General features: G+C 38.5%; 27 protein-coding genes and 1 pseudogene. 9 read left to right on the top strand and 19 right to left on the bottom strand.

Going from position 1 to position 26285, the window contains the following annotated elements:
• Positions 1-369: 369 nt before the first annotated feature.
• A complete protein-coding gene (locus NST02_RS06185; protein ID WP_137744769.1) occupies positions 370-1143 on the bottom strand; it encodes a DUF4931 domain-containing protein in 774 nt (257 codons plus the stop codon).
• Positions 1144-1585: 442 nt separating this feature from the next.
• Here NST02_RS06185 and NST02_RS06180 point away from each other — a divergent pair, with 442 nt between their 5' ends.
• From NST02_RS06180 to NST02_RS06165, 4 genes are all read left to right on the top strand, one after another.
• Positions 1586-2500: a substrate-binding domain-containing protein gene (locus NST02_RS06180; RefSeq protein WP_244988909.1), complete on the top strand. Its 915-nt coding sequence runs from the start codon at positions 1586-1588 to the stop codon at positions 2498-2500.
• On the top strand, positions 2500-3390 hold the full coding sequence (locus NST02_RS06175) for a substrate-binding domain-containing protein (RefSeq protein WP_340948462.1): 891 nt from the start codon (positions 2500-2502) through the stop codon (positions 3388-3390). The genes NST02_RS06180 and NST02_RS06175 overlap by 1 nt, the downstream gene beginning before the upstream one ends.
• A gap of 281 nt (positions 3391-3671) precedes the next feature.
• Positions 3672-4370: an ABC transporter permease gene (locus NST02_RS06170; protein WP_095311485.1), complete on the top strand. Its 699-nt coding sequence runs from the start codon at positions 3672-3674 to the stop codon at positions 4368-4370.
• On the top strand, positions 4367-5101 hold the full coding sequence (locus tag NST02_RS06165) for an ATP-binding cassette domain-containing protein (protein ID WP_095311487.1): 735 nt from the start codon (positions 4367-4369) through the stop codon (positions 5099-5101). The genes NST02_RS06170 and NST02_RS06165 overlap by 4 nt, the downstream gene beginning before the upstream one ends.
• 328 nt (positions 5102-5429) lie before the next feature.
• Here the strand turns inward: NST02_RS06165 and NST02_RS06160 are convergent, their stop codons facing one another.
• Both NST02_RS06160 and NST02_RS06155 read right to left on the bottom strand, forming a co-directional pair.
• Positions 5430-5984 carry a spore coat protein gene (locus NST02_RS06160; protein ID WP_095311488.1) on the bottom strand — a complete coding sequence of 185 codons (555 nt, stop codon included), beginning with the start codon at positions 5982-5984 and terminating at the stop codon, positions 5430-5432.
• 20 nt (positions 5985-6004) lie between these two features.
• Positions 6005-6283, bottom strand: coding sequence for a hypothetical protein (locus NST02_RS06155; RefSeq protein ID WP_095311490.1), 279 nt, complete (start codon positions 6281-6283; stop codon positions 6005-6007).
• A gap of 498 nt (positions 6284-6781) precedes the next feature.
• Here NST02_RS06155 and NST02_RS06150 point away from each other — a divergent pair, with 498 nt between their 5' ends.
• Positions 6782-6955 carry a hypothetical protein gene (locus NST02_RS06150; RefSeq protein ID WP_170943618.1) on the top strand — a complete coding sequence of 58 codons (174 nt, stop codon included), beginning with the start codon at positions 6782-6784 and terminating at the stop codon, positions 6953-6955.
• Positions 6956-7027: 72 nt separating this feature from the next.
• Here the strand turns inward: NST02_RS06150 and NST02_RS06145 are convergent, their stop codons facing one another.
• Entirely contained in the window at positions 7028-7213 is a 186-nt protein-coding gene (locus NST02_RS06145; RefSeq protein ID WP_095311491.1) for a hypothetical protein, read from the bottom strand.
• A gap of 311 nt (positions 7214-7524) precedes the next feature.
• On the opposite strand from NST02_RS06145, the gene NST02_RS06140 reads away from it, so the two are divergent.
• From NST02_RS06140 to NST02_RS06130, 3 genes and pseudogenes are all read left to right on the top strand, one after another.
• Positions 7525-7815, top strand: a complete 291-nt coding sequence (locus NST02_RS06140; protein WP_170211413.1) for a helix-turn-helix domain-containing protein — start codon at positions 7525-7527, stop codon at positions 7813-7815.
• Positions 7812-8684 (top strand): IS3 family transposase, encoded by an 873-nt coding sequence (locus NST02_RS06135; RefSeq protein ID WP_340948456.1) that lies wholly within the window; start codon positions 7812-7814, stop codon positions 8682-8684. Before NST02_RS06140 ends, NST02_RS06135 begins: the two co-directional genes overlap by 4 nt.
• A 306-nt stretch (positions 8685-8990) precedes the next feature.
• Positions 8991-9485: pseudogene (locus NST02_RS06130) on the top strand (transposase); the annotation flags it as partial.
• A gap of 307 nt (positions 9486-9792) precedes the next feature.
• On the opposite strand, the gene NST02_RS06125 reads toward NST02_RS06130, so the two are convergent.
• From NST02_RS06125 to NST02_RS06085, 9 genes are all read right to left on the bottom strand, one after another.
• Positions 9793-10761, bottom strand: coding sequence for a siderophore ABC transporter substrate-binding protein (locus NST02_RS06125; RefSeq protein ID WP_095311509.1), 969 nt, complete (start codon positions 10759-10761; stop codon positions 9793-9795).
• Positions 10762-10949: 188 nt separating this feature from the next.
• A complete protein-coding gene (locus NST02_RS06120; protein ID WP_095311512.1) occupies positions 10950-11708 on the bottom strand; it encodes an iron ABC transporter ATP-binding protein in 759 nt (252 codons plus the stop codon).
• A complete protein-coding gene (locus NST02_RS06115; RefSeq protein ID WP_095311513.1) occupies positions 11702-12655 on the bottom strand; it encodes an iron chelate uptake ABC transporter family permease subunit in 954 nt (317 codons plus the stop codon). Before NST02_RS06115 ends, NST02_RS06120 begins: the two co-directional genes overlap by 7 nt.
• Positions 12648-13598 (bottom strand): ABC transporter permease, encoded by a 951-nt coding sequence (locus NST02_RS06110; protein WP_095311514.1) that lies wholly within the window; start codon positions 13596-13598, stop codon positions 12648-12650. Before NST02_RS06110 ends, NST02_RS06115 begins: the two co-directional genes overlap by 8 nt.
• A gap of 425 nt (positions 13599-14023) precedes the next feature.
• The gene (locus NST02_RS06105; protein ID WP_095311516.1) at positions 14024-14773 is read right to left on the bottom strand and encodes a glucose 1-dehydrogenase; all 750 of its coding nucleotides are present in this window, start codon (positions 14771-14773) and stop codon (positions 14024-14026) included.
• Positions 14774-15266: 493 nt separating this feature from the next.
• The gene (locus NST02_RS06100; protein WP_212933633.1) at positions 15267-15842 is read right to left on the bottom strand and encodes a nitroreductase family protein; all 576 of its coding nucleotides are present in this window, start codon (positions 15840-15842) and stop codon (positions 15267-15269) included.
• A gap of 214 nt (positions 15843-16056) precedes the next feature.
• Positions 16057-18462, bottom strand: a complete 2406-nt coding sequence (locus NST02_RS06095; protein ID WP_095311520.1) for a heavy metal translocating P-type ATPase — start codon at positions 18460-18462, stop codon at positions 16057-16059.
• A 97-nt stretch (positions 18463-18559) separates the two neighbouring features.
• Positions 18560-18766 (bottom strand): copper chaperone CopZ, encoded by a 207-nt coding sequence (gene copZ / locus NST02_RS06090; protein ID WP_095311522.1) that lies wholly within the window; start codon positions 18764-18766, stop codon positions 18560-18562.
• 20 nt (positions 18767-18786) lie between these two features.
• Positions 18787-19119, bottom strand: a complete 333-nt coding sequence (locus NST02_RS06085) for a metal-sensitive transcriptional regulator (protein ID WP_095311524.1) — start codon at positions 19117-19119, stop codon at positions 18787-18789.
• 315 nt (positions 19120-19434) lie between these two features.
• Between NST02_RS06085 and liaG the strand changes: the two genes are divergently transcribed.
• The gene (gene liaG / locus NST02_RS06080; protein WP_095311527.1) at positions 19435-20289 is read left to right on the top strand and encodes a LiaG family protein; all 855 of its coding nucleotides are present in this window, start codon (positions 19435-19437) and stop codon (positions 20287-20289) included.
• A 41-nt stretch (positions 20290-20330) separates the two neighbouring features.
• Here liaG and NST02_RS06075 read toward each other — a convergent pair whose 3' ends face one another.
• The 6 genes from NST02_RS06075 to NST02_RS06050 form a co-directional block, all read right to left on the bottom strand.
• The gene (locus NST02_RS06075) at positions 20331-20765 is read right to left on the bottom strand and encodes an MFS transporter (protein ID WP_340948454.1); all 435 of its coding nucleotides are present in this window, start codon (positions 20763-20765) and stop codon (positions 20331-20333) included.
• Positions 20766-20770: 5 nt separating this feature from the next.
• Complete coding sequence (locus NST02_RS06070; RefSeq protein WP_340948452.1) at positions 20771-21526, bottom strand: MFS transporter; 756 nt, start codon at positions 21524-21526, stop codon at positions 20771-20773.
• Complete coding sequence (locus NST02_RS06065) at positions 21510-21983, bottom strand: MarR family winged helix-turn-helix transcriptional regulator (protein WP_095311531.1); 474 nt, start codon at positions 21981-21983, stop codon at positions 21510-21512. Before NST02_RS06065 ends, NST02_RS06070 begins: the two co-directional genes overlap by 17 nt.
• A 127-nt stretch (positions 21984-22110) precedes the next feature.
• Positions 22111-24780, bottom strand: coding sequence for a pyruvate, phosphate dikinase (gene ppdK / locus NST02_RS06060; RefSeq protein ID WP_340949995.1), 2670 nt, complete (start codon positions 24778-24780; stop codon positions 22111-22113).
• Between the two features lie 34 nt (positions 24781-24814).
• Positions 24815-25618 carry a pyruvate, water dikinase regulatory protein gene (locus tag NST02_RS06055; protein WP_095311535.1) on the bottom strand — a complete coding sequence of 268 codons (804 nt, stop codon included), beginning with the start codon at positions 25616-25618 and terminating at the stop codon, positions 24815-24817.
• Positions 25619-25631: 13 nt separating this feature from the next.
• Positions 25632-26270 (bottom strand): helix-turn-helix transcriptional regulator, encoded by a 639-nt coding sequence (locus tag NST02_RS06050; RefSeq protein ID WP_280526668.1) that lies wholly within the window; start codon positions 26268-26270, stop codon positions 25632-25634.
• Between the last annotated feature and the right edge of the window lie 15 nt (positions 26271-26285).

Raw genomic sequence — 26285 nt, 5'->3', positions numbered from 1 at the left:
GATCTTTCGCTCAGTTTCTCTTTAACCTTCCAGTATAACTAAAAGGGGCGCAAAACCAAGGCTTCATACGAAAAATTGTATGATCAATCATTTGGTTTCCCAAAGCCTTTTAATAAATAAGCTGCCATTCTTCATTATATTTATCCTAAAGGAAAATCACAACTTTTCAAAGCTGCTGGATATTGTTACCTATTAAAGTTAAGTTGAATTATTAATGAGACGTTGTACAAAGATGATTGATGAACATCCATTTTTCACATGGATTGGCAAATGTCCTAAATAAAAAACAAACAGAATTAAATTCCAGAAACAATGAAACCAACCATAATTCTGCAACGTTAAAATGTTCATTTTTATTTGAAGGTGCCATTAGGAACTCGGCTTATTAATATATTTTTCGATAATATCTGCTTGAAGCTTTCTTAAATTATCCGGCACCTGTGGAATAGAATAGCCAATATACAAAGGTGTCGTTACAAATCGGGGGACAATTTTTGCATAAATTACTTCATCCATGCGATAAAAAAAGAGATTATAACTACTTGCCCTGAATGGAAACTCATTAAGTATATAATGAACGGCGATCTGGATATATGAGGCGAAGGACGGCAATTGCTGCAAATTGCTCATCCTTACATTAAATTCATAAAAGCCAACCTTTGGCTTAGTTGAAAGCGAAAAAAGGACATCACTTTCCTCTGCAATCTTCAGTCCTTCAAATATAGAAGAGGAGACATTTTCCATATAATCAATCGTCTTTAATCCGATAATTTGCATGTGTGGATGGGCAATCGATCCTCCGGATAAGGGACCATGATTTTTGAAAAATAAAACAGATTGATATTCTCCACCTTCCTCCATTGCCTGCCAATGCTTCAGCGCAAAGGTAAATAATCTCACTAAATGTTCTTTTGTGTACAATGAAAGTTCACCGGAACAATCGTCCGTTTCAATTAATACTGTTTGAAAGGCATTTTCGAGCACCGGATATTTATTTTTTAGTAAGATGATAGGACCATCTACATCGATGAGATCAGTCAGCTCTTCCCTCGCGCAAAATGGGCAGCGTGTATTTTTATTGCGAATACTCTCAGGTTTTTGAACCCCTATTTCTGTATTAAAAAACAAATGTATATCACTCATCGGTTCACCTACTTTTCCCCTTTTCATTAACTCTATTGTATTGGAATATGACTAATTTAGCGAACCTTTCACATTCAACTAAAACGACATTTATATGTAATGACACGCTTCAGCAAAATTCTCATTATGATAGATGCGGAGATAAACAATGATGAAACTTGCTAGTATTTAGTGATTGGACATATGAGATGAAATCAATTCTAATACAAGGCTGTTTATATATGACGATTAATGCGGCATTTTTAACTATTAGTACCGTTATTATTAATTTTTACTGACCTCCCAACAAATAGTGAAATTACATGGACCAACCACTAAATTTGTGAACAAAATGTGAACGTTCCAAACAATACTTAACAATACTTAATGAAATGTAATAAAGATCACAGTTTGAACTTAACTCAATTTAGTAAGCTAAGACAAGAAATGATGAGGTTAGGTGATGGCAATGAATGATGAAACCTATACGGTCGAAGAGGTTGCTAAGCTTTTTAAAATTTCAAAGCACACTGTTTATGAACTTATTAAACGGAGAGAGCTTCATGCTTTTAAGGTTGGAAATAAGATGCGCATTGATAAAATCGAAGTTGAGAGATTTAAGAAAGCGGACTCCTCTACGGGGATGAATGAGCAGGCCCTATCTCTCCTACTTGCTGGCAGTCATGATTTTTTAATCGAACATTTAATTAAATATGTAACAAAGCAAGCTGATTTCTTATCCATTCAACCTACCTATATCGGAAGCCTAGAAGGGCTTATGATGCTTTATCGAGGCAACTGTGATGTTGCTGCCATTCACCTTCTAGATCCTTCTTCCGGGGAATACAATCTTCCCTTTATAAAGTTGTTCTTTGTCCATGAACCGCTCACAGTCATTCGTTTAGCCAGTCGTGAGCAAGGCTTTATTGTTGCTCAGGGGAATCCAAAAGAAATCCAAGATTTTACGGATTTAACGAGAAAAGAAATTACTTTTGTTAATCGGCAAAAGGGTTCTGGGACTAGATTTCTGTTAGATTCACATCTAGCGAAGGCAAACATTGAGCCAAGTGCAATAAAGGGCTACGGCAATGAGGAATGGAATCATCTTTCAACCGCCACATATATTAGTCGGGGAATCGCAGATGTGGGGTTAGGAATTCGTTCTGCTGCAGAACAGCTTAATTTAGATTTTATCCCGGTTGCGAATGAACAATTTGATTTAGTACTGCGCTGGAATAAAAAGAATAAAGATGCCCTTCAGCATCTGCTGGATATTATCCAATTAACTAGCTTTAAAGAGAGCATTCGTTCTCTTAAAGGATATAACACCCATGAATTCGGGAAAATCATTCATGAAAAAAATAGGGGGAAACAGTAATGAATTTAAAACGCTTTTTATCCACAACACTAATTGCATTCCTACTTGTCTTTATTGCGGCATGTGGGAATACAGAAAACGACAGGAATGAAGGAGCAACTCCAGAACAGGAGACTCCTACTAAAGAGGAAGCAGTTGAAGCAACAGAGCTGATTTTAGCAACGACAACGAGTACGCAGGATAGCGGCTTATTAGATGAAGTGATCATTCCTTTATTTGAAGAGGAACACCCATACAAAGTTAAAACTATTGCTGTTGGAACTGGACAAGCTCTTGAAATGGGAGTAAATGGAGAAGCAGATGTTTTATTAACTCATGCACCGGATGCAGAGCAAGAACTCGTTGACAACGGTGATGTCCAAAACTACAAACGTATCATGTATAATGATTTTATTATTGTTGGACCTTCGGCTGATCCGGCAGGAATTAAAGGATTAGAAGTTTCAGAGGCTTTCCAAAAATTATATGACGAAAACGCCGTATTTGTTTCTCGTGGCGATGACTCTGGTACGCATAAAATGGAATTAGGACTATGGGAAGCGATCAATATCACTCCAACTGATAATTCTTCATATGTGGAAACTGGACAAGGGATGGGGAATACCCTACAAGTTGCCAATGAAAAAGAAGGCTACGTACTTACAGATAGAGCGACTTACCTAGCTCAAAAGGACAATTACTCTGATATGGATATTATTGTCGAAGGCGACGATGCTTTATTGAATATCTATCACGTTATGGAAGTAAACCCGGAAAAGAACGACTTAATTAACAATGATGGCGCGAACGCATTTGTGGAATTTTTAATTAAGCCTGAAGTTCTAGATGCGATTGAAGAATTCGGAAAAGAGGAATATGGTCAATCTCTATTCTTTAAATATACTGAATAACTCTATTACACCACTCTCTATATAGTTAAAATAAAACCCATTTAATGCTGTTCCATTTTCTAAGTGTAGACAACATCTAAAATCAGCCACCATCAGGCTGATTGAAAACATTTGCCGTATCACAGTGCGAAGCCTTGGGAGGAGCGGAGTTACCATAGTAGGTAATGAACCAGCAGACAAGGAGAGTAACGAAGAAAGCGAGCGTTTGCGGGCGGTCTGAAATACCTAGTAATCTGTACTAGGTATTTTCTTTAATCTAGAAACGAACGGATGGAATCAATATGGACTTATTAATTGATGGACTAACACGGGCGGTCGAAATGATCATTACTGGTGATCGTGAAGTTTATGAAATCACTTGGCGGACATTACGGATTTCCTTAACGGCCATTTTAATCAGCACGTTAATTGGAATTCCTCTCGGGATTTTATTAGGTTTAACAAAATTTCGCGGTAGAAAGCTATTATTGGTTTTCATTAATATCGGAATGGGGCTTCCACCTGTTGTCGCAGGACTTTGGATCACCATATTTCTATGGCGTTCTGGTCCACTCGGACATCTTTCTCTTCTCTATACTCCAACGGCGATTGTTTTAGCACAAATACTCGTCTCTTTACCTATTTTAATTGGACTTACAAGCAGCGCATTCCAACAAATTGACGAGAAAATGCTTCTGCAAATCAAAGCCCTTGGGGCAACAAAACTACAATCGCTAAAAATCCTCTTAAACGAAACAAGGATTGCGATCCTAGCAGCTATAATCGCCGGATTCGGCAGAGTAATTGCAGAAGTGGGAGCGGCCATGATGGTGGGGGGAAACATTAAAGGAGATACTAGAATCTTAACCACCTCCATTGTCATGGAAGTATCAAAGGGGAATTTCGATGTTGCTTTTGCCCTATCGTTCATTATTATGTCACTAGCATTTATGATTACCTTCTTTTTAACCTTTTTACAGCAAAGGAGTCGAAGATCATGAATACTCTTTTAAGGCTAGAAAATATGATTTACATGGCCCAGCAAAAAACCATTCTCTCGATTCCCTCTTTTTCAATTAAACAAGGAGAGATCATCGGGATAATGGGACCAAACGGAGCTGGAAAAAGTACGCTATTAAAGCTTCTTTCACTACTCGATTCTCCTAGCGAAGGACAAATCTTTTTAAAAGAGAAACCGCTCTCTGAACAAAAAATTACAATCGATCTGCGCAGGAAATTTGCGATTGCTCTTCAACAATCTTTGCTATTAAATACCTCTGTCTACCAAAATGTTGCACTTGGCCTGAAAATTCGTAAGCTTGCCAAACCTATTATAAATGACAAAGTCGAGTACTGGTTAGACAAGTTTAACATCTCTCATCTTGCCAAAAAACACGCCTTTCATTTGTCTGGTGGGGAAGCGCAAAGAGTAAATTTAGCACGGGCGATGGTTCTAGAACCAGAAGTACTATTTTTAGACGAGCCTTTTTCTGCACTTGACTTTCCAACTAAGGTACAGCTTTTAAAGGAATTAAAAGAAATTTTAAATTCTACCCGGACGACAACCGTATTTGTGAGCCATGATCTTTTAGAGGTGAAATATTTAACAGACCGCCTCTCGATTCTTATGAATGGGAAAATTCAACAAACGGGGACAACTGCCGAAGTAATTGAAAAACCAAATGAAACTACTGCATCTTTCATTAATCAATGGAAAGAATTTATTCATTAAAGCACAGCAGAGAAGCTCAAAGAAATAAACAAGCGCACAAATTTGGAGTCATTAAATGGGTAGTACATTTCTTCTATCATCGGTGCATTCCTTTATAAAATTACAGTTAAGATTCCATTTAGATATTTGCTTGTGCTAGACTCACGTACACCAATTAAAAAGGGAGTCGCAATCGAAATGAGCCAAAAATTAATAGCGACATCTAACAAAGCCAAATAAAAAAAGAGAGTAGCATGTATCCATGCTACTTTTATATTTAGGAGGTGTGGGTTGTTTGAGTTTTGTAACTGTGGGAAAGTGAAATGTGAGCCATGCCTGCCAAGTAAGATTATAAAATATCGATTTGAACAAGTAATGCAAGAAGTAATTGCAGTAATAATTGAATTGATATTGCTACATCAGTATCAGTTGTTGTTACTTCAATATCACGAGAATTTTCGATGCAGATTGTTTGACGGTTTACTTGTTGCATTGAAGAGAACTGGAGTAAGTCTTGTGTTACTGCTTCTGCTTGCTCACTATCTGCAATCGTGATGTTAATTACAATCGCAATCGCAATTTGGATAGCCACTTGTAGAGAAACTGCTACTTGAGTATCAGTTGTTGTAACTTTAATATCGCAGCTGTCTTTAATAATAATTTTTTCGTTAGATCTTTGTTCAATATCAGAAATCTGGTCGAAATTTTGGAGAACTTGATTATCATCATAATTTGAAGATGGGAAATGGCTAGTTGGATCAAGTGCGTTCCACTTTTTGAAATCTCCTCCTACTCCACATTGGCAAGTGTCATAGCCGCATTTATTACATGATTTTTTATGGTATCTGTGATCGTATCTGTCATCTCGCACATCGCGTGCATATTCTGTTCTTTCACCTAACATTTATATCTCTCCTTTACCTTTTAATTTTTCTTTCTTAATCTGTCCCTTAAAGTTGTTCGGGTTTTCTTTGGTTTTTCGCCTTTTGCCTGGACAGTATTTTCATTTGTTTCTTTCGTCTTGTTTACGAATTCATTTACTTGTTTTTCTAGGTCCTGATAAAGTTTTCTAATATGCTCTTTTTCATCATCCGAAAGCTCCCTTAACTTAAGGTCTTCCTTATTCTTCTTGAACACGTCTTTAACGTGTAATCCAAGAAGTGATTTAGAAAGTTCTTGCAAATTTTGATTCATATCTCCCAACCATCTCACCCCCTTGAGCACTTATATTACTTAATATGTTGTTGCCCTAGCTTCGTTGCGGGCTTTTCCACTAGACCTATAAGAAAAGGCGTTTGCATTAGTAGATTCGCCCTTGAAAATAAGCCCTCTTCTCATGTCATCGCCTTGACTAGAAGAGCCTGTTCATAAATGCTTTTCCTTTATTGCAAAGGAACAGGAAATTTTATATATACCTATATGCTTGTATATGCTGAATCTGTCTCATGAGTGAGCCCAAAAATCAACATCCGGGTTATAAATCTCGAAAAATTTTATTATGCATATCGGCAGCAATGCTTAACTATAATAAAATGGGCCAAAATTGAGAAAATTTTTCTTAAAGTTGAATAAATTTCCTCCGTTTGGTAACAATAAAAATACAAGTGTAATTCCCCCTTTTTTTGACCTCTTTATGAGGTCAATTTTTTTGTATATATGAATGCTAAATGAGATAGACTAGTCCAAAGAGAGGTGAGCTTCATGACGAAAAAAATGAATAAAGGAAGCAAAAATCAAAACTCCCCAGATGCAGAGTTTGCAGAAGAAATAACAAGCGGAGATAATAGCAAGGGGAACAAACGCAATAAAGCTAAGCATTCAAAAAATGACAGAACAAAATTAAACGAAGATGCATTCCGGAAAAATCGTGATTAATTCCGGAATTTTTCTGCTTAATTCCGGAAAAAGCAGATATATTTCCGGAAAAATTGCATGAATTCCGGAATTTCACCCTACAATTCCAGAAACATAAGAAAAACCAGGCAAAACCGCCCGGACTTTTTTGTTAAGTTTGTATTCTATTCCATGTACTCCTTTATCGGATTCAGGATACATTTGTCCACCACATTTTTCGCATGAAAACATAGGGGTCGTTGGATCTCCATCATCTAGTAGCTCAAAGTCCCTGACCACATTTAACGGAAAATCCTCCTTTCCATGATGCACCAAACAAACAAAGCCGACTTTCTGTTTGCTTTATAGGCATTTCGATGGAGTTTTTCCCATCTGTCTTGACCTTATAGTTAAACGTCACGTTTTGACCAGCATATGCTTCGATTCGATTCATTCCCATTGCGATCGACGAATACTAAATGAAGATCTTTTCTCGATATCGGTCTTTATACTGTTATTGTCCCTATATAGTAGACAGTTTTAGAAAAACAGTCACTCTCGAATTCATGATATAGTGGTTGTACAGGGTTATAGAGAGAGGAATGATTGAGATGGAGAAGAGAAAATATCCGTTTGATGTAAAAAAGCAAATAGTTGAGTTATATTTGGAGGGACATTCTTCTGCTGAATTGGCCAAGAAGTATGACATTAGTAATTATAAAAGGATTAATGAATGGGTTCGCAAGGTAAGAGAAGGTGGATTTAAGGCTCTTGAAGATACAAGAGGACGTAAAAGCAAAGGAAAAAGGATGATGAAAGAAGCTACTTTAGAAGAAAAATATGAAAAACTGAAACTGGAGAATGAATACTTAAAAAAGTTGTTGGATCTGAAAAGGGGGTGAATGATAAGGAAGCACAATTTGCATTTATACACGCACATTCAACGACCTACCCCGTTCAAAAGTTAGTGGAGCTAACAGAGGTTTCACGTTCAGGCTACTACAAGTGGTTGAAGCGACGTGCGGAAAAGGTACAGGATACAAAAGATGAAGGGCTTTTGCCTTATATCATTAAAATTTTTCAAGACCATCGTGGAACCTACGGTAGAAAGCGAATCAAACTAGCCTTAAAGGAAGAGTATGATTTAGTGGTAAACGAAAAAAGAATATCCAGAATCATGCGCAGGTATGGCCTATACTGTAGAATCCGAAAAAAACGATTCAGAAACCAGAAGCAACCACACGGTACTATTCCTAACGTTTTAAATCGCCATTTTAAGGCCATCAAACCAGGGAAAAAATTCGTGATCGATATCACCTACATAGAGGTTAAGAAAGGGACTCAAAAGTGGATGTATGTGTGTGCGATTAAAGATTTATTTAACGGGGAAATCGCATGTTATTCTATTGGCCAGAGCCAGGATATGGAGCTCGTTTTTCGGGCATTGAATGAATTAAAAAAGAAAGGGTTTGAAAAAGGAGCCATTCTACACAGTGATCAAGGCATCCAATTTACAAACCCAAGCTACATCAAGCGATTAGAAAAGATGGGAATTACCCAATCCATGTCCCGCAGAGGCAACTGCTGGGACAACGCTTGTATCGAAAACTTCTTTGGCCACTTAAAGGGTGAAATGTACCACTTCACACAACCACAAACAGCTGTTGAAGTCATCGATGCCGTAGCTGACTATATAAACTATTATAACCATAAACGGATTCAAACAAAACTAAAAACGAGCCCTGTTAATTATCGATTAAAATCAGCTTAATGACTGTTTTTATAAATGTCTACTTGACAGGTGCATGTTCATACAAATATATCGGTCAAAGCAGGCCATAAATCGGTCTAGGCTTGATGCTCATCAACCACTATGGTATCCCCCCAAATTTTATACTTTCTTATCTTTTCAAAAAAACTCGACCATAGTTGGTCGTGTCAGAGTGTAGACAAACTCGAAGATTTTCGAGTTTGCCTACACTCTTTTTTCTTTTAAAATAGAATTAAGATGCTCTTCCTACCATACCTATTTGGCATACGTTCCATGCGTCAAACCATAAAAGAAATGGAAACAAACTTTTTATTAGAGAATCAAATGTTCCCTGTCCTTTCTTACACTCGTCCAAAAACAAAAGATGGTTTCTTCCGAAAGCATGATTATGTGTATGATGAGTATGATGATTGTTATCTCTGCCCGCAAGTGCAGGTCTTAAAGTACACGACGACAACGAAGGAAGGATATCGGCAATATAAATCAAATTCATCCATTTGTGCAGAATGTCCGTTTCTATCCCAGTGTACGGAAAGGAAAAACCATCAAAAACTTATACTGCGTCATATTTGGGAAGCTTACATAGAAGAGGCAGAACATCTACGTCACAACGATGAAATCAAACAGATATACGCGAAACGCAAGGAGACGATTGAACGTGCCTTTGCGGATGCGAAGGAAAAGCATGGTGTGCGATGGACAACCTGACAAGGTCTTAAAAACAAATCTATGCAGGCGATGCTTACGTTTGCTGCCATGAACTTAAAGAAAATGGCCACTTGGACTTGGCAACCTGCTTGAGTGAGTGCCAAACTCGTTGATTGGAGCGGAAGGCGCTTGACTCCTGGGGGAATAGCGTGACAGCCGAGACCCCGCACGAGCATCCGCGAGGAGGAGGCTCGGCGCACGCCCCCCGGAAAGCAAGCGTCTGGAGAGGAAATCAACGTTTTTAACGCAATTCCAATCCAAAAATGACAAAATCCATCGAAAGGGCTCCCTTTCGATGGATTTTGTCGACAGTCTGACTCGACCATAGTTGGTCGAGTTTTAATTATGGAACGATCATCATTATATTTCTTAAAATTGACGAGCTCTTACTGCATTCTCGTTATTGAATTGCCTCTTCAATTTGTTTTACCATTTCGGCTACGGATACTAAACCGCCTCCAGATAGGTACCAGTAATTAGGATCCAAGTAGTGGATATTTCCATTTGTCATTGCTTTCGTATTTTTGATTAACTCAGTTTCAACCGTTTGTTGCGCGGAAGATTCTCCTTCCACAACAGCTCCTCGGTCTACAACAAATAAATGCTCCGGATCTTTTTCAACTAAATATTCCGGTGAAATATTTTGACCATGTGTAGAGATCTCAATGTTTTCATCCACAGCTGGCAAACCAAAGACATCATGAATAATACCAAAACGTGATCCAGGTCCATAGGCACTTAAGTTCCCTTCATTTGCAAGGATCACTAGTGCAGGACCAACGTCAGCAGATTTTTCTTGAATTCCAGCAATAGCATCGTTAATTGCTGCTAATTCTGTTTCCACTTCTGTTTCTTTAGCAAAAATTTGACCCAATGTTTCCATATTGTCAGTAAAGGATTCCATATAGTTTGTTGTGTCAACACCTAAGAAAATCGTTGGTCCTATTTTGCTTAATTCTTCATAGGCTTCTTGTTGTCTACCAGAAATGATAATTAAATCTGGAGCAATCTCAGCAATTTTTTCAAAATCTGGTTCTTTTAAGCCGCCTACGTTCTCGTATTTTCCATCTTCATATTTAGAAAGATAAGGTGGGATATTTGCTTGTGGTACACCAGTAACTTCCACACCTAGTTTATCTAAAGAATCAAGAATTCCGAAATCAAAAACAACCACTTTTTCAGGGTTGACCTTCACTGGAGTTTCCCCTAGCTGATGAGTAATCGTAATTTCTTTTGTTTCTTCTGCAGCGTCCGTATCATTTGTAGCTGCTCCAGTTGTTGCTTCCTCAGCTTCTTTATCTGAGCCACAAGCTGCAACGAATATTGTCAGCATGGCAATAATGAAAAATAAACTTAACTTTTTCTTCATTAAAAATTCACCCCATGAAAAAAATTTTTATTATTTCCTTTTCACAATGCTTCAACTCATTGTGAACAAAATATATTTTATTTTTTGACCGTAAAACAGCATTGAAAGCTACCGAAGCCATTTCGGGCCCTGGTAGGACTCAGTAGTATACTTTCTTTTTCGTTTTACTATCAAAACATAAAACGAAATTAAGTAAAATAAAGACAATATCGTTTTTGATTTTCTACTTTCACGGTAAAGTCCATTTCATAAATTTCCTTTAACACTTGAGGTGTAATAACCTCTTGAGTTTGGCCTTCACGAACGACCTTGCCATCTTTTAAAGCGATAATGTAATCAGAATAGCAAGCAGCAAAATTGATATCATGTATGACAATAACAACTGTCTTACCAAGTTCGTCAACAAGCTGACGTAACACTTTCATGATTTGCACAGAATGTTTCATATCTAAATTGTTCAATGGCTCGTCAAGTAAGATATATTCAGTATCCTGGGCTATAACCATAGCAATATAAGCACGTTGTTTTTGCCCCCCACTCAATTGGTCAATAAATTTATCTTGCATATCCTGAAGCTCCATATATTCAATTGCTTCATCGACATACTTCCAATCTTCCTTCGTTAATCGGCCTTGTGAATATGGAAATCTTCCAAACGCCACTAATTCTCGCACGGTTAGGCGGAGATTAATAAAGTTTGACTGTTTAAGAATCGAAATCTTTTTTGCTAAATCCCCACTCTTAACTTTGGCAATATCCTGATTATCAATTAGTACTTCACCAGTATCCTTAGCAATTAGACGACTCACCATGGACAAGAGCGTACTTTTCCCAGCACCATTAGGACCAATAAATGACGTGATCTTTCCCTTTTCAATTTGAACAGAAACATCTTCAACGACACTTTTATTTCCATATCTCTTCGAAACGTTTTTTACAATTACCATTTTTTACTCTCCTTTAATAGAAGATAGATGAAGTAAACTCCACCGATGAAATTGATGATCACGCTGATTGTAGTCGAAAAGGTAAATATTCGTTCTACAAGAAACTGACCACCGACCAAAGCCACTATACTAATTAATATAGAACCCGTAAGCAAATAACTATGTCGGTATGTATTTAAAAACTGATGGGCAATATTCGCAACAAGCAATCCAAGGAAAGTGATTGGGCCGACTAGAGCAGTGGCAACGGAAATTAAAACTGCCACAATGATTAGAAGTCGCTTGACTACATAATCATAATCCACTCCAAGATTAATCGCTTGCTCCTTTCCTAATGAAAGGACATCCAAATATTTATAAAATCTAGCAAAATAAAGACCCGCTAAAACAATAAAGAGAATTGATACAATTAATAAATCAGTATTCACATTGTTAAAACTTGCAAACATGCGATCTTGTACTATCAAAAACTCATTTGGATCAATTAGCACCTGCATGAAGTCGGTAATACTACCGAAGAAGGTTCCACAAATAATCCCGACCAGTAAAAGAATATATATATTTTGTCCTTCACCTTTAAAAAGAAATTTATATAGCAAGCCTGCGAAGAGAATCATTAATCCCACAGATAAAACGAAATTAAAATTTTTATCTGTGACAACAAAATTCATCGAACCAAAAACAAAAATTAAAAATGTTTGAATGAGCATATATAAAGAATCTAATCCAATAATACTTGGTGTTAAGATTCGGTTATTCGTTATCGTCTGAAAAATCACAGTGGAGAAAGCGATTACAGCACCCGTGACTACGATTGCGACAATTTTTAAGGTCCTTCTAGGTAGGACATACTCCCAAACTGGTCCTAAATTCACAAAAATATATGCTGCAGTTAAGGACAAGGCTAAGATGAATAAAATAATTAATTTAAGGTTATTTCTACGCATATGCCTTTCTCCTCAAGATTAAATAAAGAAATATTCCGCTTCCTATTACCCCGACGGTCACCCCGATGGCAATCTCATAAGGATAAATGATGACCCGACCGAAAATATCACAGGCGAGGACAAAGACAGCTCCTAGTAGCGCGGTGTGAGAAAGACTATTTTTCAAATGATCTCCCTTATACATCGAAACGATATTTGGGATAATCAAACCTAAAAACGGAATCATTCCAACTGTTAAAACAACTGATGATGTAATCAATGCGACAATAATAAGACCGATGTTTACAACTCTTTTATGATTAAGTCCTAAATTAATCGCAAATTCTTCTCCCATTCCAGCGATCGTAAATTTATTCGCATAGATGTAGGCAATAATTACAAGTGGAATGCTGATATAAAGTAATTCATAGCGTCCTTGAATCATCATCGAAAAATTACCTTGAAGCCATGATGACATATTCTGAACCAGATCATTTTTCAAGGCAAAAAAAGTTGTAATTGACCCAATGATGTTTCCAAACATTAAGCCGACAAGTGGAATAAATATGGCATCTTTATATTTTACTTTGTCCAGTATTTTCATAAAGACGAAAGTCCCTAATAACGCAAAAGCAAAAGCAACGAGCATTTTCACAAACGGGCTAGCCGATGTAAACAACATCAAGGATACTAATATTCCCAATCTAGCTGAATCCATTGTTCCAGCTGTCGTTGGCGAAACAAATTTGTTTCGCGTTAATTGCTGCATAATTAATCCAGCAATACTCATACTTACTCCCGCAAGTATAATACTCATTAAGCGTGGAAAACGGCTTACTAAGAGAATATGTGCTTGTTCCTCAGTTAAATCAAAAAGATCTAAAGGAGTTATTCCTTTTACACCGACAAAAAGTGAAGTAATTGATAATACGATCAGTGCCAAAACCAGGTATCTTCTTTTCATAACTCTTCCTTACTCTTTCCAATTTATTGAGAACAATAGCGTTGTCTTCACAATATACCCACGGTCATTAAAACAAACGATAATGATTTTCTTATGAATCTACGTTTTTAACTAGAAGTGACCAATTATGAATCCGATTAACTCATAAAATAAAAAAATAACATTGAGGGAAAACGTTTGGGAGAGTAGTTCTCGACCAAATATTATTTCTCATTGTTATCTTTTAATTGAGAATAGTTTTCAATTAACTTTTAAAAAAATCTTCTTTCTATATAGATGATAACGATTATCATTATCCGTTGTCAACTGTTTTTAATAATGTTCACATAATATATATAAGCTTTTCACAATTTTATACGAGAGTGCCTGTTTCTTTTTATAACTAGAGGTTCTTAAATTATTTTTCTCTTACAGGTGATCTTTTGTTAATCCTCATAGATCATTTTCCTTGTCATCCCGCCATCAATTATTAAATTGATACCAGTGACAAAGTCATTTTCATCACTAGTAAGATATAAACAAGCTTTTGCAATATCATCAGGTTTGCCAACTCTTTTTGAAAAATGCTGATTATGATCCTTATCTGTTAATTGAGAATAGTCGCCTGTTTCTATCCACCCTGGAGAAATCGCATTTACCGTAATATGCACATTGGATAATGAAGCTGCCAATGCATGAGTAATCGCTACAATTCCCCCTTTTGATGCTGCATATGCTTCCGAATGGGGTTCTGACATGAGTGCTCTGGTAGAAGCAATATTCACAATTGCTCCGCCCTTTTCGTTTTCTAGCATATACTTGGCCGCTTCCTTTGAACATAGAAAAACACTTCTTAAATTCGTATTGAGCACATCATCCCAATCTTCAACGGACAAATCAAAAAGATTTTTAAAACGGCTCACTCCCGCATTGTTAATTAATATATCGATTTTTCCATATGTGCTTTTTACTACCTTCATTAACTGAACGATATCATCCTCTTTGCGGACATCTGTTTGAACAAACATACATTGTCCACCTGCGGCAAGAATTTCCACCTTCACGTTTTGCCCCGCTTCTTCATTTAGATCAGCTAATACGACCTTTGCTCCATTATTGGCATAACGCTTTGCAACGCCTCTTCCAATTCCATTCGCACCACCAGTAATAATGACAACTTTATTTTCAATACTCATTTGCTTCTCTCCTTTTTTATTCCAGCTTTTATTTTACAAAATTGGGGAGATGTGCACAATTGTATGACTTTGTCACAGCGCCAGTGGTAATGATTCGCAAAGGAACAAAAGTGTAAACAATTTCGGTTGGGCTTTCATACACTTCATAATATTCATTCTTCCAGACCAACTACAAGCTATTTTTCTCTTCTTCAAATAAAAGGCACGCAAAAGCAAGGCACCGAGAACAGAAGTCCCAATGCCTTTCATCACTTTTTATAAAATTGCGACAGCAAAAGTGCTTTGCGCTTTAGACATCTAGACACTGTGCGCGAATCTCCTCATAAAAGCCCTTGTCATATAGAATACCCCTGTTTCTTAAGGAGGAGTCACATAAAACTGAGCAATAACAGCACATCGCTCAGTACCTACCGCAAGAAATCAGCCTGTATTTCTTCCTGAAATCAGGATCACTTCGTTCTGCCTTATAAAGCGAGAGCATTAATCTTAGTTCTTATTCTTTATCGATCCATATTGTAACCTCTTCAATTGGCTTTACCTTCCTTGGCGGAGGCGTCATATCTGGATAGCCAACATAAATAAAGCCGAGGACTTCGCCTTTTTCCGATAAACCAAAGAGGTTGCTTACTTCGCGATCATAGCATGGCTTCCCCGTTCTCCAAACCGCTCCTAATCCAAGAGCATGGGCAGCGATAAGCATATTTTGGACACCGGCATTGACTGCTGCATATTCCTCCTTCAGGATAACCTTTGGATTATCACTAGGTTCGACCGCCGCCACAATAATCACCGGTGCTCGAAAAGGATTATTTCTTGCCTTTTCCACCTTTCTTCTCTGCTCTTCTGTTGCTGGTTCATTCATCTCTCTTTCAGCTATGCGCGCCAGTGTTTCACCTAAACGTTTGCGGCCATCCCCGGTTAAAACAAAAAATCGCCAAGGTTCGGTCTTCATATGATTCGGAGCCCATGTGGCAGCCTCTATTATTTTTTCAATTAATTCTTTTGGCACCTCTTTATCTTGTACTCTACCAATACTTCTTCTTGTTCGTAATGCTTCTAATGCATCCATTAGCTCTCCTCCATTTCAAAACTATTATCAATATATGACCATACTTTCAATTCATAACCAACAACTGAAACATAATAAACACTATGCAAATGCAACTAACCTCTTGCATCAAGTATAAAAAAGTTGACGAAAAAAAGCTATCGAATGAATCGATAGCTTCAAGTAATGCTTAAATAGACCAGATGTTGTCATATTGTTTAAAAAACGTACTCACCTATAGTTTTACTTTTTGCAGGCGCAATGCATTTAAAACGACTGAAACCGAACTGAATGCCATCGCCGCCCCTGCAAGCCATGGTGCAAGAAAACCCATCGCCGCAACGGGAATTCCCATCGTGTTATAACCGAAAGCCCAAAACAAGTTTTGTTTAATATTGCGGATCGTTTTTCGACTCATTGAAATTGCATCAGCAATGCTGTTTAAATCACCACGGATTAATGTAATATCGGCAGCTTCCATCGCCACATCCGTACCCGTTCCGATCGCCATCCCAATATCGGCAACAGCCAAAGCAGGAGCATCATTAATCCCGTCTCCAACCATAGCTACCTTCTTCCCACTGGCCTGAAGCTTTTTCACTTCATTTGCTTTTCCCTCAGGAAGGACTTCTGCAATGTAATGCTCTATTCCTGCTTTTCCGGCAATTGCCTTTGCCGTCTCTTCATTATCACCAGTTATCATGATCACATCTAAGCCCAGTTCTTTAAGCCTCTGAACCGCTGAAATTGACGTTTCCTTAATGGTGTCTGCTACAGCTACCACCCCGGACAACACATGATTAATCGCAACAAGCATCGCTGTTTTTCCTTCTCGTTCTAGAGCTTCCATCTCACTTAAATGGTTACTGGCATCAATCTCAAAGCGGCTCATCAGCTTTCTTGTACCGACAAGGATCTCTTTGCCTTCGACTGTGGCACGAATCCCAAACCCTGGAATCGCCTCGAACTCAGCGACCTCCTTTAAAGACATTCCTCTATCTTTAACACCTGCTACGATCGCTTCAGCTAATGGATGTTCCGATTTTTTTTCCGCACTTGCGACAAGTACTAAAAATTCCCTTTCATCCATTTCTGTCACAACATCAGTTAAAACAGGTGTCCCATTCGTAACCGTACCCGTTTTATCCAGCACGACAGAAGTAACTCGATGGGTCATTTCTAAATGCTCTCCACCTTTAAATAAAATTCCAAACTCCGCCGCACGGCCTGAGCCTGCCATAATCGACGTAGGCGTCGCCAATCCAAGCGCACAAGGACATGCAATAACGAGAACTGCAATTAAATTCTCTAAGCTTCTTGCAAAATCTCCTGGCGTTACGACAAAATACCATAATATAAATGTTAAAATCGCAATTCCAACAACAATTGGTACAAAAATACCGGAAATTTTATCTGCCAATCGTTGAATTGGAGCTTTAGAGCCTTGAGCTTCTTCCACAATTTTTATAATTTGCGCAAGTGCGGTATCCTTACCTACCTTCGTTGCTTCAATCTTCAAGAAGCCATTTTTATTAATGGTTGCTCCAATGACCTCATCGCCAACTTTTTTATCAACAGGTACACTTTCTCCAGTCAGCATCGACTCATCAATAGCAGACTGACCTGCAAAAATAACCCCATCGACCGGGATTTTCTCTCCTGGTTTGACATGAAAAAGATCGCCTACCACAACTTCTTCCAACGGAATTTCCATTTCTGCCCCATCGCGCTCGACGATCGCCGTTTTTGCCTGCAGCCCCATTAGTTTTTTTATTGCTTCAGACGAACGCCCTTTTGCTTTTGCCTCAAACAGCTTGCCAAGGACAATTAAAGTAATCAAGACCGCGCTTGTCTCATAATAAAGTTCCGGTGAATGCCCATGCATATTCATCATTTTAAAAGATAAGTATAAACTGTAAAAATACGCGGCAGAAGTTCCTAAAGCTACTAGCACATCCATATTCGCACTTTTATTCTTCAACGCCTTATATGCACCAACATAAAACTGCTTGCCGATATAAAATTGTACGGGCGTGGCAAGCAACAATTGAAACCAAGCATTCATAAAAAGGTCTGGCACATAGATAAAGGAAGTAAATTGAAAATGACCAACCATAGACCATAATAGCGGCAAGGATAAGAGCATTGAAAAAATAAATCGATTCTGCTGCTTCTTAATTTCCGCTTCCCGATGATCGACAGCTTCCTTCCCGTCCTCTTTCATACGAGCACCATAACCTAAATCCTGCACCTTTTTAATCAAATCTCCTGTCGTTAACTCCGTCGGATTATATTCTATTGTCGCTTTCTCAAGAGCTAAATTAACGGTCGCACTTGTGACGCCATCCAGCTTATTTAAACCTTTTTCAATTCTTGCAGAACAGGCTGCACAAGTCATTCCGGTTATTTCAAGCTCTGTTTTTTCGATTACAACTTCATAACCTAAATCGCGAACTTTATTTTGTATCGTTTCGAGATTCGTTATGTTCGGATCATATTTAATCGCTGAACGTTCTAAAGCAAGGTTGACATTTGCTTCCTCAATTCCTTCAAGTTTTCTCAAGCCTTTTTCGATACGGGTTGCACATGCAGCACAAGTCATCCCAGTAATTTGCATATTCGTTTCCTTTAATATGCTCATTGATTTTCACCTCAGCTCTCCTATATACCCCCATAAGGTATATAGAATGGATAAAAGAACGTGCTAGTCTCAATATAGCACGTCTGTTTCTATAAAATTACCCTACATCATATCCTTGATCATCGATTGTTTCTTTAATCGTATCAATCGAGACGACAGCGCTGTTAAAATCGACAGCTACTGTACCTGCTTCTAGATTTACCTTCACATCGTTAACGCCGTCTAATTTACCCACGCTTCCTTCAACCGCTTTTACACAATGCCCACAAGACATTCCTTTTACATTTAATGTTACATTTTCCATAATTACAGCCCTCTTTCTATTTATTTTTTCATCAGCTTTTGAATTGTTACTAATAACTCATCAATCGCTTCGTGATCTCCATCTTGTACTCTTTCTAAAATACAGCTTTTCATATGCGCCTCTAATAATAATTTAGCGACACCATTTAGTGCTGCTGTAGTAGCCGATATTTGCGTGATAACATCATCACAGTAAGTATCCTTTTCAATAAGACCTTTAATTCCCCGAATTTGTCCTTCGATTCGGTTTAATCTTGTCACTAAGTTTTTCTTTGTTTTTTCTGAATGGTGGCTCTTTCTCCCATCATGTTCATGGCAACATTCTTCCAACTCTTGAGGTTCAATATTCTCCATTCACATTCCTCCCTGCCTCAATTGTACTATACCCTCCTACCCTATGTAAAGAATAATAAATAATTTCTGCGTAAGACTTGAGACGTAGTGGAAAATAAAGCTAGAGAGCAATGATTATTATCGCTATTTCGTTTATGATAAAAATATGTTAAACAACATTGTTGATCACTCGATGAAAAGCTAGAACCTTTTTAAACATAGCTGAAAGACATGAGAAACCAAAGGTTTTCACAAAATGAGCCAAAAGTCAACACTGACATATAACAGAGCCTATTATAAAAAAATAAATGAAAGATCGATGGAGGAAATTTGACAATGAAGCGAATTTTTTTAATTTTTATCATCCTCATTGGGGGATATCTTTTATATACAACTGTTACTAATCTCAACTGGTTTTCGAATCAGGACAATACCCGGGCAGACCTTACGAAAAAAATTGATACGATTGAATTTGATATTACATCGCTCAGCCTAGAAATCGTTCCTGAAAAACGGGATGACTTAGAAGCAGATTTAGTTGGAAAAGGGAAAGTGATTGTCAGCCAAAAGGGCGACGCGATTAGAATCTCTTATGAGCGTGAATGGTATAAATGGTTTTCTTTTTTTAACAAGTCAAAACTAACTGTCTATATTCCGGAAGATTATGAAGAGGATATGGAAATCAACATTGGTTCCGGAAATGTAGAACTATCTGGTAAATCTGAAAAACAGCCGTTTACGCTTGACGAACTATCCATCGATATTGGATCGGGTAATATCAAGTTAAACAATTTGAAAATGAACAAGTTTTCCTATAATGGTTCCTCAGGAAATGCTACCATTCAAGGTCTTGCATCCAATTCAAGTTCAATTGATTTAAGCTCCGGGAATGCAAATATCGACGATTTCAGCGGAGAACTTGAAGCCGATATTTCATCCGGAAAGTTGGATGTCCATTTTGCTGAACTGAATGATTCCGTAGAGATTTCCGTAAGTTCTGGTACTGTCACACTTGGGTTGCCAAACGATGCTGATTTCACCTTAGACGGCAGGGTTGGTTCCGGAAACATCTCATACGATTTTCCGTTAAAGGTTGAAAAAGAAAGCAAAAGCAGCATCAAGGGAACACACGGTAATGGCAAACACAAAATCGCTGTCGATGTTTCCAGTGGAAGTGTGAAGATTCAATAATAAAATGCTCCCGCTCAATAAAGAGCGTGGAGCATTCTATATTACATCGCCTCTGCAATCGATTTTTCATTCTGAGCATTTTTTTTAAATAAAACAATTGTGTAAATTATTAAAAGAATGACTAGGAAAACAACCGAAAAACCATAAATGAAGTGATAGCTTGTCTTTGAAGCTACTGCCCCGAGTCCGATGGAACCAATCGCAATTCCAAAATCCATTCCCGAAAAATACATCGCATTTGCCGTCCCTTGTTTTTCCTTTTTGACAGCTTTTACCGCAATCGCTTGGAGTGTTGGGGTGATAACTCCGTAAGCGATCCCGTAAAATATTCCGGCAAGAAGCAAGGTTTCTGTCCGGTCGGTGAACGCTAACAGAATTAATCCGACGATTGCGCTTAGTACACCTGGGTATATAATCATTTTATGACCATAACGATCAAATAATCGTCCCGATAGTGGTCGAACTAATACCATCATGAGCGTTAACACCAAGAAAAAAACGGCACCGAGCTTCCTATTTGGGCCTCCTTGCCCAACTCTCCCATAAAGCTAATGACACCGCCTAATGATATCGTAAAAAAAATCGTAAGACTGCAAGGAATGAAAGCATCTTTATCGAAAAGAGATTCTTGAAAGGTCATTTTTCTTTCGTTTACGGGCAAAGAAGCACTCTGCTGTGGAGTTTTAATAAATAACGAGATTACCAGAGTAACGAGCGTTAAGCCCATCGTGAATACGATCATATAATAATAGGAGGCCAATTGCAGAAGTGACAAGGCAATCATTGGGGCGATGCTTGTACCTATGCTTGTAGCCATCCCGTAATACCCGATGCCTTCACCTAGTTTTTTTGTGGGAATAATATTGGTTGCCATTGTTGCAAACACTGTTGAAAGAATTCCAAATCCAACTCCGTGTATACTCCGCAAGCATAATAATAAAATCAGTGAATCCTGCCCAATGCTGGCTCCAATTGATAACGCCACAAGAATAAGCGCTAAAGCGTTTAACAGCGCTAACTTCACTTTGTGCATAAAATAGCCGAGCAAAGGCCTTGTAATAATGGCTGACAGCATAAACACTGTTGTCATCAATCCGCCCTCTGTCGGGCTCTCTTTTAAATCCGTAATATAGGCAGGAAAACCCGCCGTTAAAATTTGAATACCGAGGAAAAAGAAGAATGCCATTAATAAAATCAGAATATAACGTCCTGTCCATAACCTAGATGTTCCTCTCACTTTTATTCCTTCTCTCTAAATCTGTCTGCTCAAGCAGTTGCTCAATATTACTTTCCAATAACCCCAATACTTCTTGATAGGCTTCCAGCTTCTCCGGCTTAATTCCTGCGACCATCCTTATAAAAATTTCTTCAATATAGGGTGTTAACTCTTCAACCAATGCCCTTCCTTGTTCAGTAATTTTAATCAAAAAGGAGCGGCGATCTGCAGGATTTGCCACTCTTATAACCGCTTTTCTCTTCTCTACCAAATCGAGAATTTTTGTCAAGGTTGCTTGATCCTTATCCGTTCTATGTGAGAGCTCTTTTTGCGTGATGCCATCTATTTCATGAAGCGCTCTTAAAACGACCCATTGTTCTGTTGTAAGATGATAGGACCTTAAATAAAGGTTCACAATCCGCGTCATTTTTTTACTTAACCGAACGGATGCAGACCCAATAGATTTATCCATTGACATAAAAAATCCACTCCTCATAGCCATAATTTTTATTATAGCTTCAGATTTTATTTGTGTAAATATAATTTGTATACTAACTATATTTACACAATAAAACTAGCTTCAACTAAGAAGCTAGCTTTTCTAATTATACCTGAACTTGTAGTGATTTCTCTTGAAGCTGCTTGCGAATTGTTGCCTGTGCTGCAGCCAGTCGGGCCACTGGTACACGATATGGTGAACAACTAACATAATCCAATCCAGTCTCATAACAAAATTCGATCGAGTTTTTCTCGCCGCCATGTTCACCACAAATTCCTGTTTTCAACCAAGGCTTTGTTGCTCTTCCAAGCTTGACGCCTGTTTCAACAAGCTTTCCAACTCCCCCGCAATCCAACACTGCGAAAGGATTTTCTGGAAGAACCTTGTTTTCAATATAAGCTTGTAGGAATTTGCCCTCTGCATCATCGCGGCTAAAGCCAAAGGTTGTTTGCGTCAAATCATTTGTTCCAAACGAGAAAAAGTCAGCCTCTTCGGCAATTTCATCAGCAGTAAGAGCGGCACGAGGGATTTCGATCATTGTACCAATTAAATAGTCGAAGCTCTTTCCCGTTTCCTCTTGAACCAGTGAAGCTGCGTCGATAACAAGTTGACGTATTTGCTTCAGTTCATTAACATGCCCCACTAGCGGGATCATAATCTCCGGCTTAACAGCAATCCCTTGATCTTCAACACTTGCAATCGCATAAAAAATTGCTTTTGCCTGCATTTCATAAATTTCTGGATGAATCATTCCTAATCTGCAGCCTCTAGCTCCAAGCATCGGATTAAACTCAGCTAATTGATGTACCTTCTTCAACAATAATTCTTTTTCAGCTAATTCGGGTGCATCAGGAGTTAAAATTTGAAGCTTTGTTACTTCTACCAACAATTCTTCTTTGTCCGGTAAAAACTCATGTAACGGCGGATCTAGAAGTCTAATCGTTACCGGGAAGCCTTGCATCGCCTCAAAAATGCCCTCGAAATCCGCTTGCTGCATGGGAAGTAGTTCATTTAACGCTTCCTTCCGCTCAGCGAAGTTATCTGCCAATATCATTTTTTGAACTATCGGCACCCTTTTCGCATCCATAAACATATGCTCTGTGCGGCATAAACCAATTCCACCAGCACCGAATTCAAATGCTTTTTTCGCATCCTCTGGATTATCAGCATTTGCTCTTACTCCAAGTTTCCTTGCCTCATCAGCCCATTGCAAAAGGAGAAGGAATTCCTCTGAGAGCTGCGGTTCAATCATCGGAATTTCTCCGATCATCACTTCACCCGTTGCACCATCAATCGTTAGCACTTCACCTTCGCGGATAACGGTGTCTCCAATGGACATTTGCTTTGCCTTCAGGTCAATTTTTAGTGCCTCACAGCCACAAATACATGCCTTCCCCATTCCTCTTGCAACCACTGCGGCATGGCTCGTCATTCCACCACGACTCGTTACGACAGCTTGTGCCGCAACAATACCATGGATATCGTCAGGAGTCGTTTCTGGCCGAATAAGGATGACCTTTTTCCCTTCATTTCCCAATATTTCAGCCTCGTCTGCATCAAAGACCACTTGACCACTAGCTGCCCCTGGTGAAGCTGGCAGCCCCTTTGTTAAAATTTTGCGAGTAACTGATTCATCTATACGGCGGTGAAGCAGTTGATTCAACTGATCCGGATCGACGCGGAGCAGAGCCGTTTTTTTATCAATCACGCCTTCTTCAACCATTTCTACAGCAATGCGGATTGCTGCTTGAGCTGTGCGTTTGCCTGTTCTTGTTTGTAAAATGAAAAGCTTGCCTCTTTCAACCGTAAATTCAATGTCTTGCATATCTTTGTAATGATTTTCTAATAGCTGACAAGTTTCAGAGAATTGTTTAAAGACATCAGGCATTTCCTTTTCTAACGTCAAGATCGGTTGTGGTGTGCGAATTCCAGCAACAACGTCCTCTCCTTGAGCATTGATTAAGTATTCACCATATAATGTATGTTCTCCTGTTGATGGATTTCTTGTAAAAGCAACCCCTGTCCCTGAATCATTTCCCATGTTTCCAAACACCATGCTTTGAATATTGACGGCTGTTCCTAGATGATCAGGAATTTTATTTAATCGGCGATAGACAATTGCCCGCTGATTATTCCATGAATCAAATACTGCTTTAATCGATAGCAATAGCTGTTCTTTAGGGTTTTGTGGAAACTCCTTTCTTGTACGCTCTTTCACAATTTTTTTATAGCCAGCAATCACCATCTGCCAATCTTCCGCCGATAGTTCCGGATCATGTGAGTATCCGTGGTCTTCACGGTATTCCTCAAGAAGCTGTTCAAAGAAAAAAGTATCAACATCAAGTACAACATCAGAAAACATTTGAATAAAGCGGCGATAAGAGTCATAAGCAAATCGTGGATTTTTCGTAAGTCTTGCCAGCCCTTTAACCGTTTCATCATTCATTCCTAAGTTTAAAATTGTATCCATCATCCCAGGCATGGAAAAAACTGCTCCAGAACGAACGGAAACAAGCAATGGATTTGCAGGATCGCCGAGTATTTTTCCTGTCTTTTCCTCAAGCATCTGTAGGCAGGTGAAAATTTGTTCCTCAATTTCAGAAGAGACTTTTTTCCCTGCATCATAATAGGCGTTACAGCTTTCCGTAGATATTGTAAAACCAAATGGGACCGGCAGCCCGATTGCTGTCATTTCAGCAAGATTGGCTCCCTTTCCTCCTAATAATTCTTTCATCAGACTATTTCCTTCATCAAACATGTAGACAAATTTCTTCATCATTCATACTCCTCTCTTATGAGTTCATATTTGGCTATTTTTTGAGCGTATTTAAAATATAGTCGGCCGTTTCTTCAATCGCCTTATCAGACACATTAATAACCGGACATCCAAGACGTCTCATGATTTTATCAGCATAATCCAATTCCTCTAATATCCGTTCAAAGCTTGCATAGTTTGCTTGAGAAGTTAATCCAAGGTTCTTCAACCGCTCCTTGCGAATGGAATTTAATTTATCAGGACTGATAATAAGACCGACGCATTTATTGCGTGATATTTGATAAAGTTCATCCGGCGGTGCCACCTCTGGTACAAGTGGAACATTGGCAACCTTATAACGTTTATGAGCCAAATACATCGAAAGCGGTGTTTTTGAGGTTCGCGAGACTCCCACTAGGACAATATCAGCATGCAATAGTCCGCGCGGATCTCTCCCGTCATCGTACTTTACGGCAAATTCAATCGCCTCAATTTTTCTGAAGTAAGATTCATCAAGCTGTCTCATAAGTTTTGGCTGATACTTTGGACTTTTATTAAATGTTCGACTAAATGCATCCATTAGCGGACTTAGTAGATCAATAGCTGCTAAATTTTCTTCCTTCGCCCGCCGATCTAAATAGCTTTTGAGCTTTGGAATCACAATGGTATAAGCGATAAGCGATGGAACCTGCTTCGCCATCAGCAGGATATCTTCTATATCCTCGTAATTCTCCACAAATGCATTTTTCCTTAACTCCACAAAACCTCCATTAAATTGGGTTGCAACGGCTTTAACAACTAAATCAGCGGTCTCGCCAACGGAGTCTGATACGACAAATACCGTTTCTTTCTCTTCCAAAATGGCTTCACTCCTATACCGTATAACATTTGCTTAACTCCATATACGCCTTCGCAATGGTTGTCTTCGTAATACGTCCAACCACTTTATATGTATGACTTACCTTGTTGATTTCTTGAACAACAGGCAAGGAATCAATATGATGCTCGATCATTCTTTTGGCTGCTGTATGGAGCGTATCCTCCAGTTTAATTGTGATAATATTAGGCATCCTCGTCATGATGACATTAACAGGAATATCGCGAAGATCCTGCGTTCCCATACTTGCCCTTAAAAGGTCCTTTCTTGAGATCACGCCAACAAGATGATTGTCATCATTAACAACATATATAGCCCCTACATCTTTTAAGAAAATTTGTACGATGGCATCATAAACAGACGAGGAATTTCGGACGACAACAGGATGACCTTTATACTCCCTAACAAATTGTTCTGAGATTGTCATAAAAGGTACTGCACTTGCCCCTTCCTTATACGTATAACCCACTTTCGTTCTTGCTTCTAAATTGCCAGCCATTGTTAAAATGGCCAAATCCGGCCTAAGGGTTGCTCTTTTCAATGACAATTTGTCAGCAATTTCCTTCCCAGAAATCGGACCTTCCTTTTTAACAATCTGCAGAATTTCTTCTTGACGCTTCGTTAATTTAATCAATTCCACCACCCTCTA

It is taken from the genome of Robertmurraya sp. FSL W8-0741, from assembly GCF_038004005.1.
GTDB lineage: Bacteria > Bacillota > Bacilli > Bacillales > Cytobacillaceae > Robertmurraya > Robertmurraya siralis.
The sequence above is the reverse complement of the archived record's forward strand: the minus strand, read 5'-3'. Positions and strand labels throughout refer to the sequence as shown.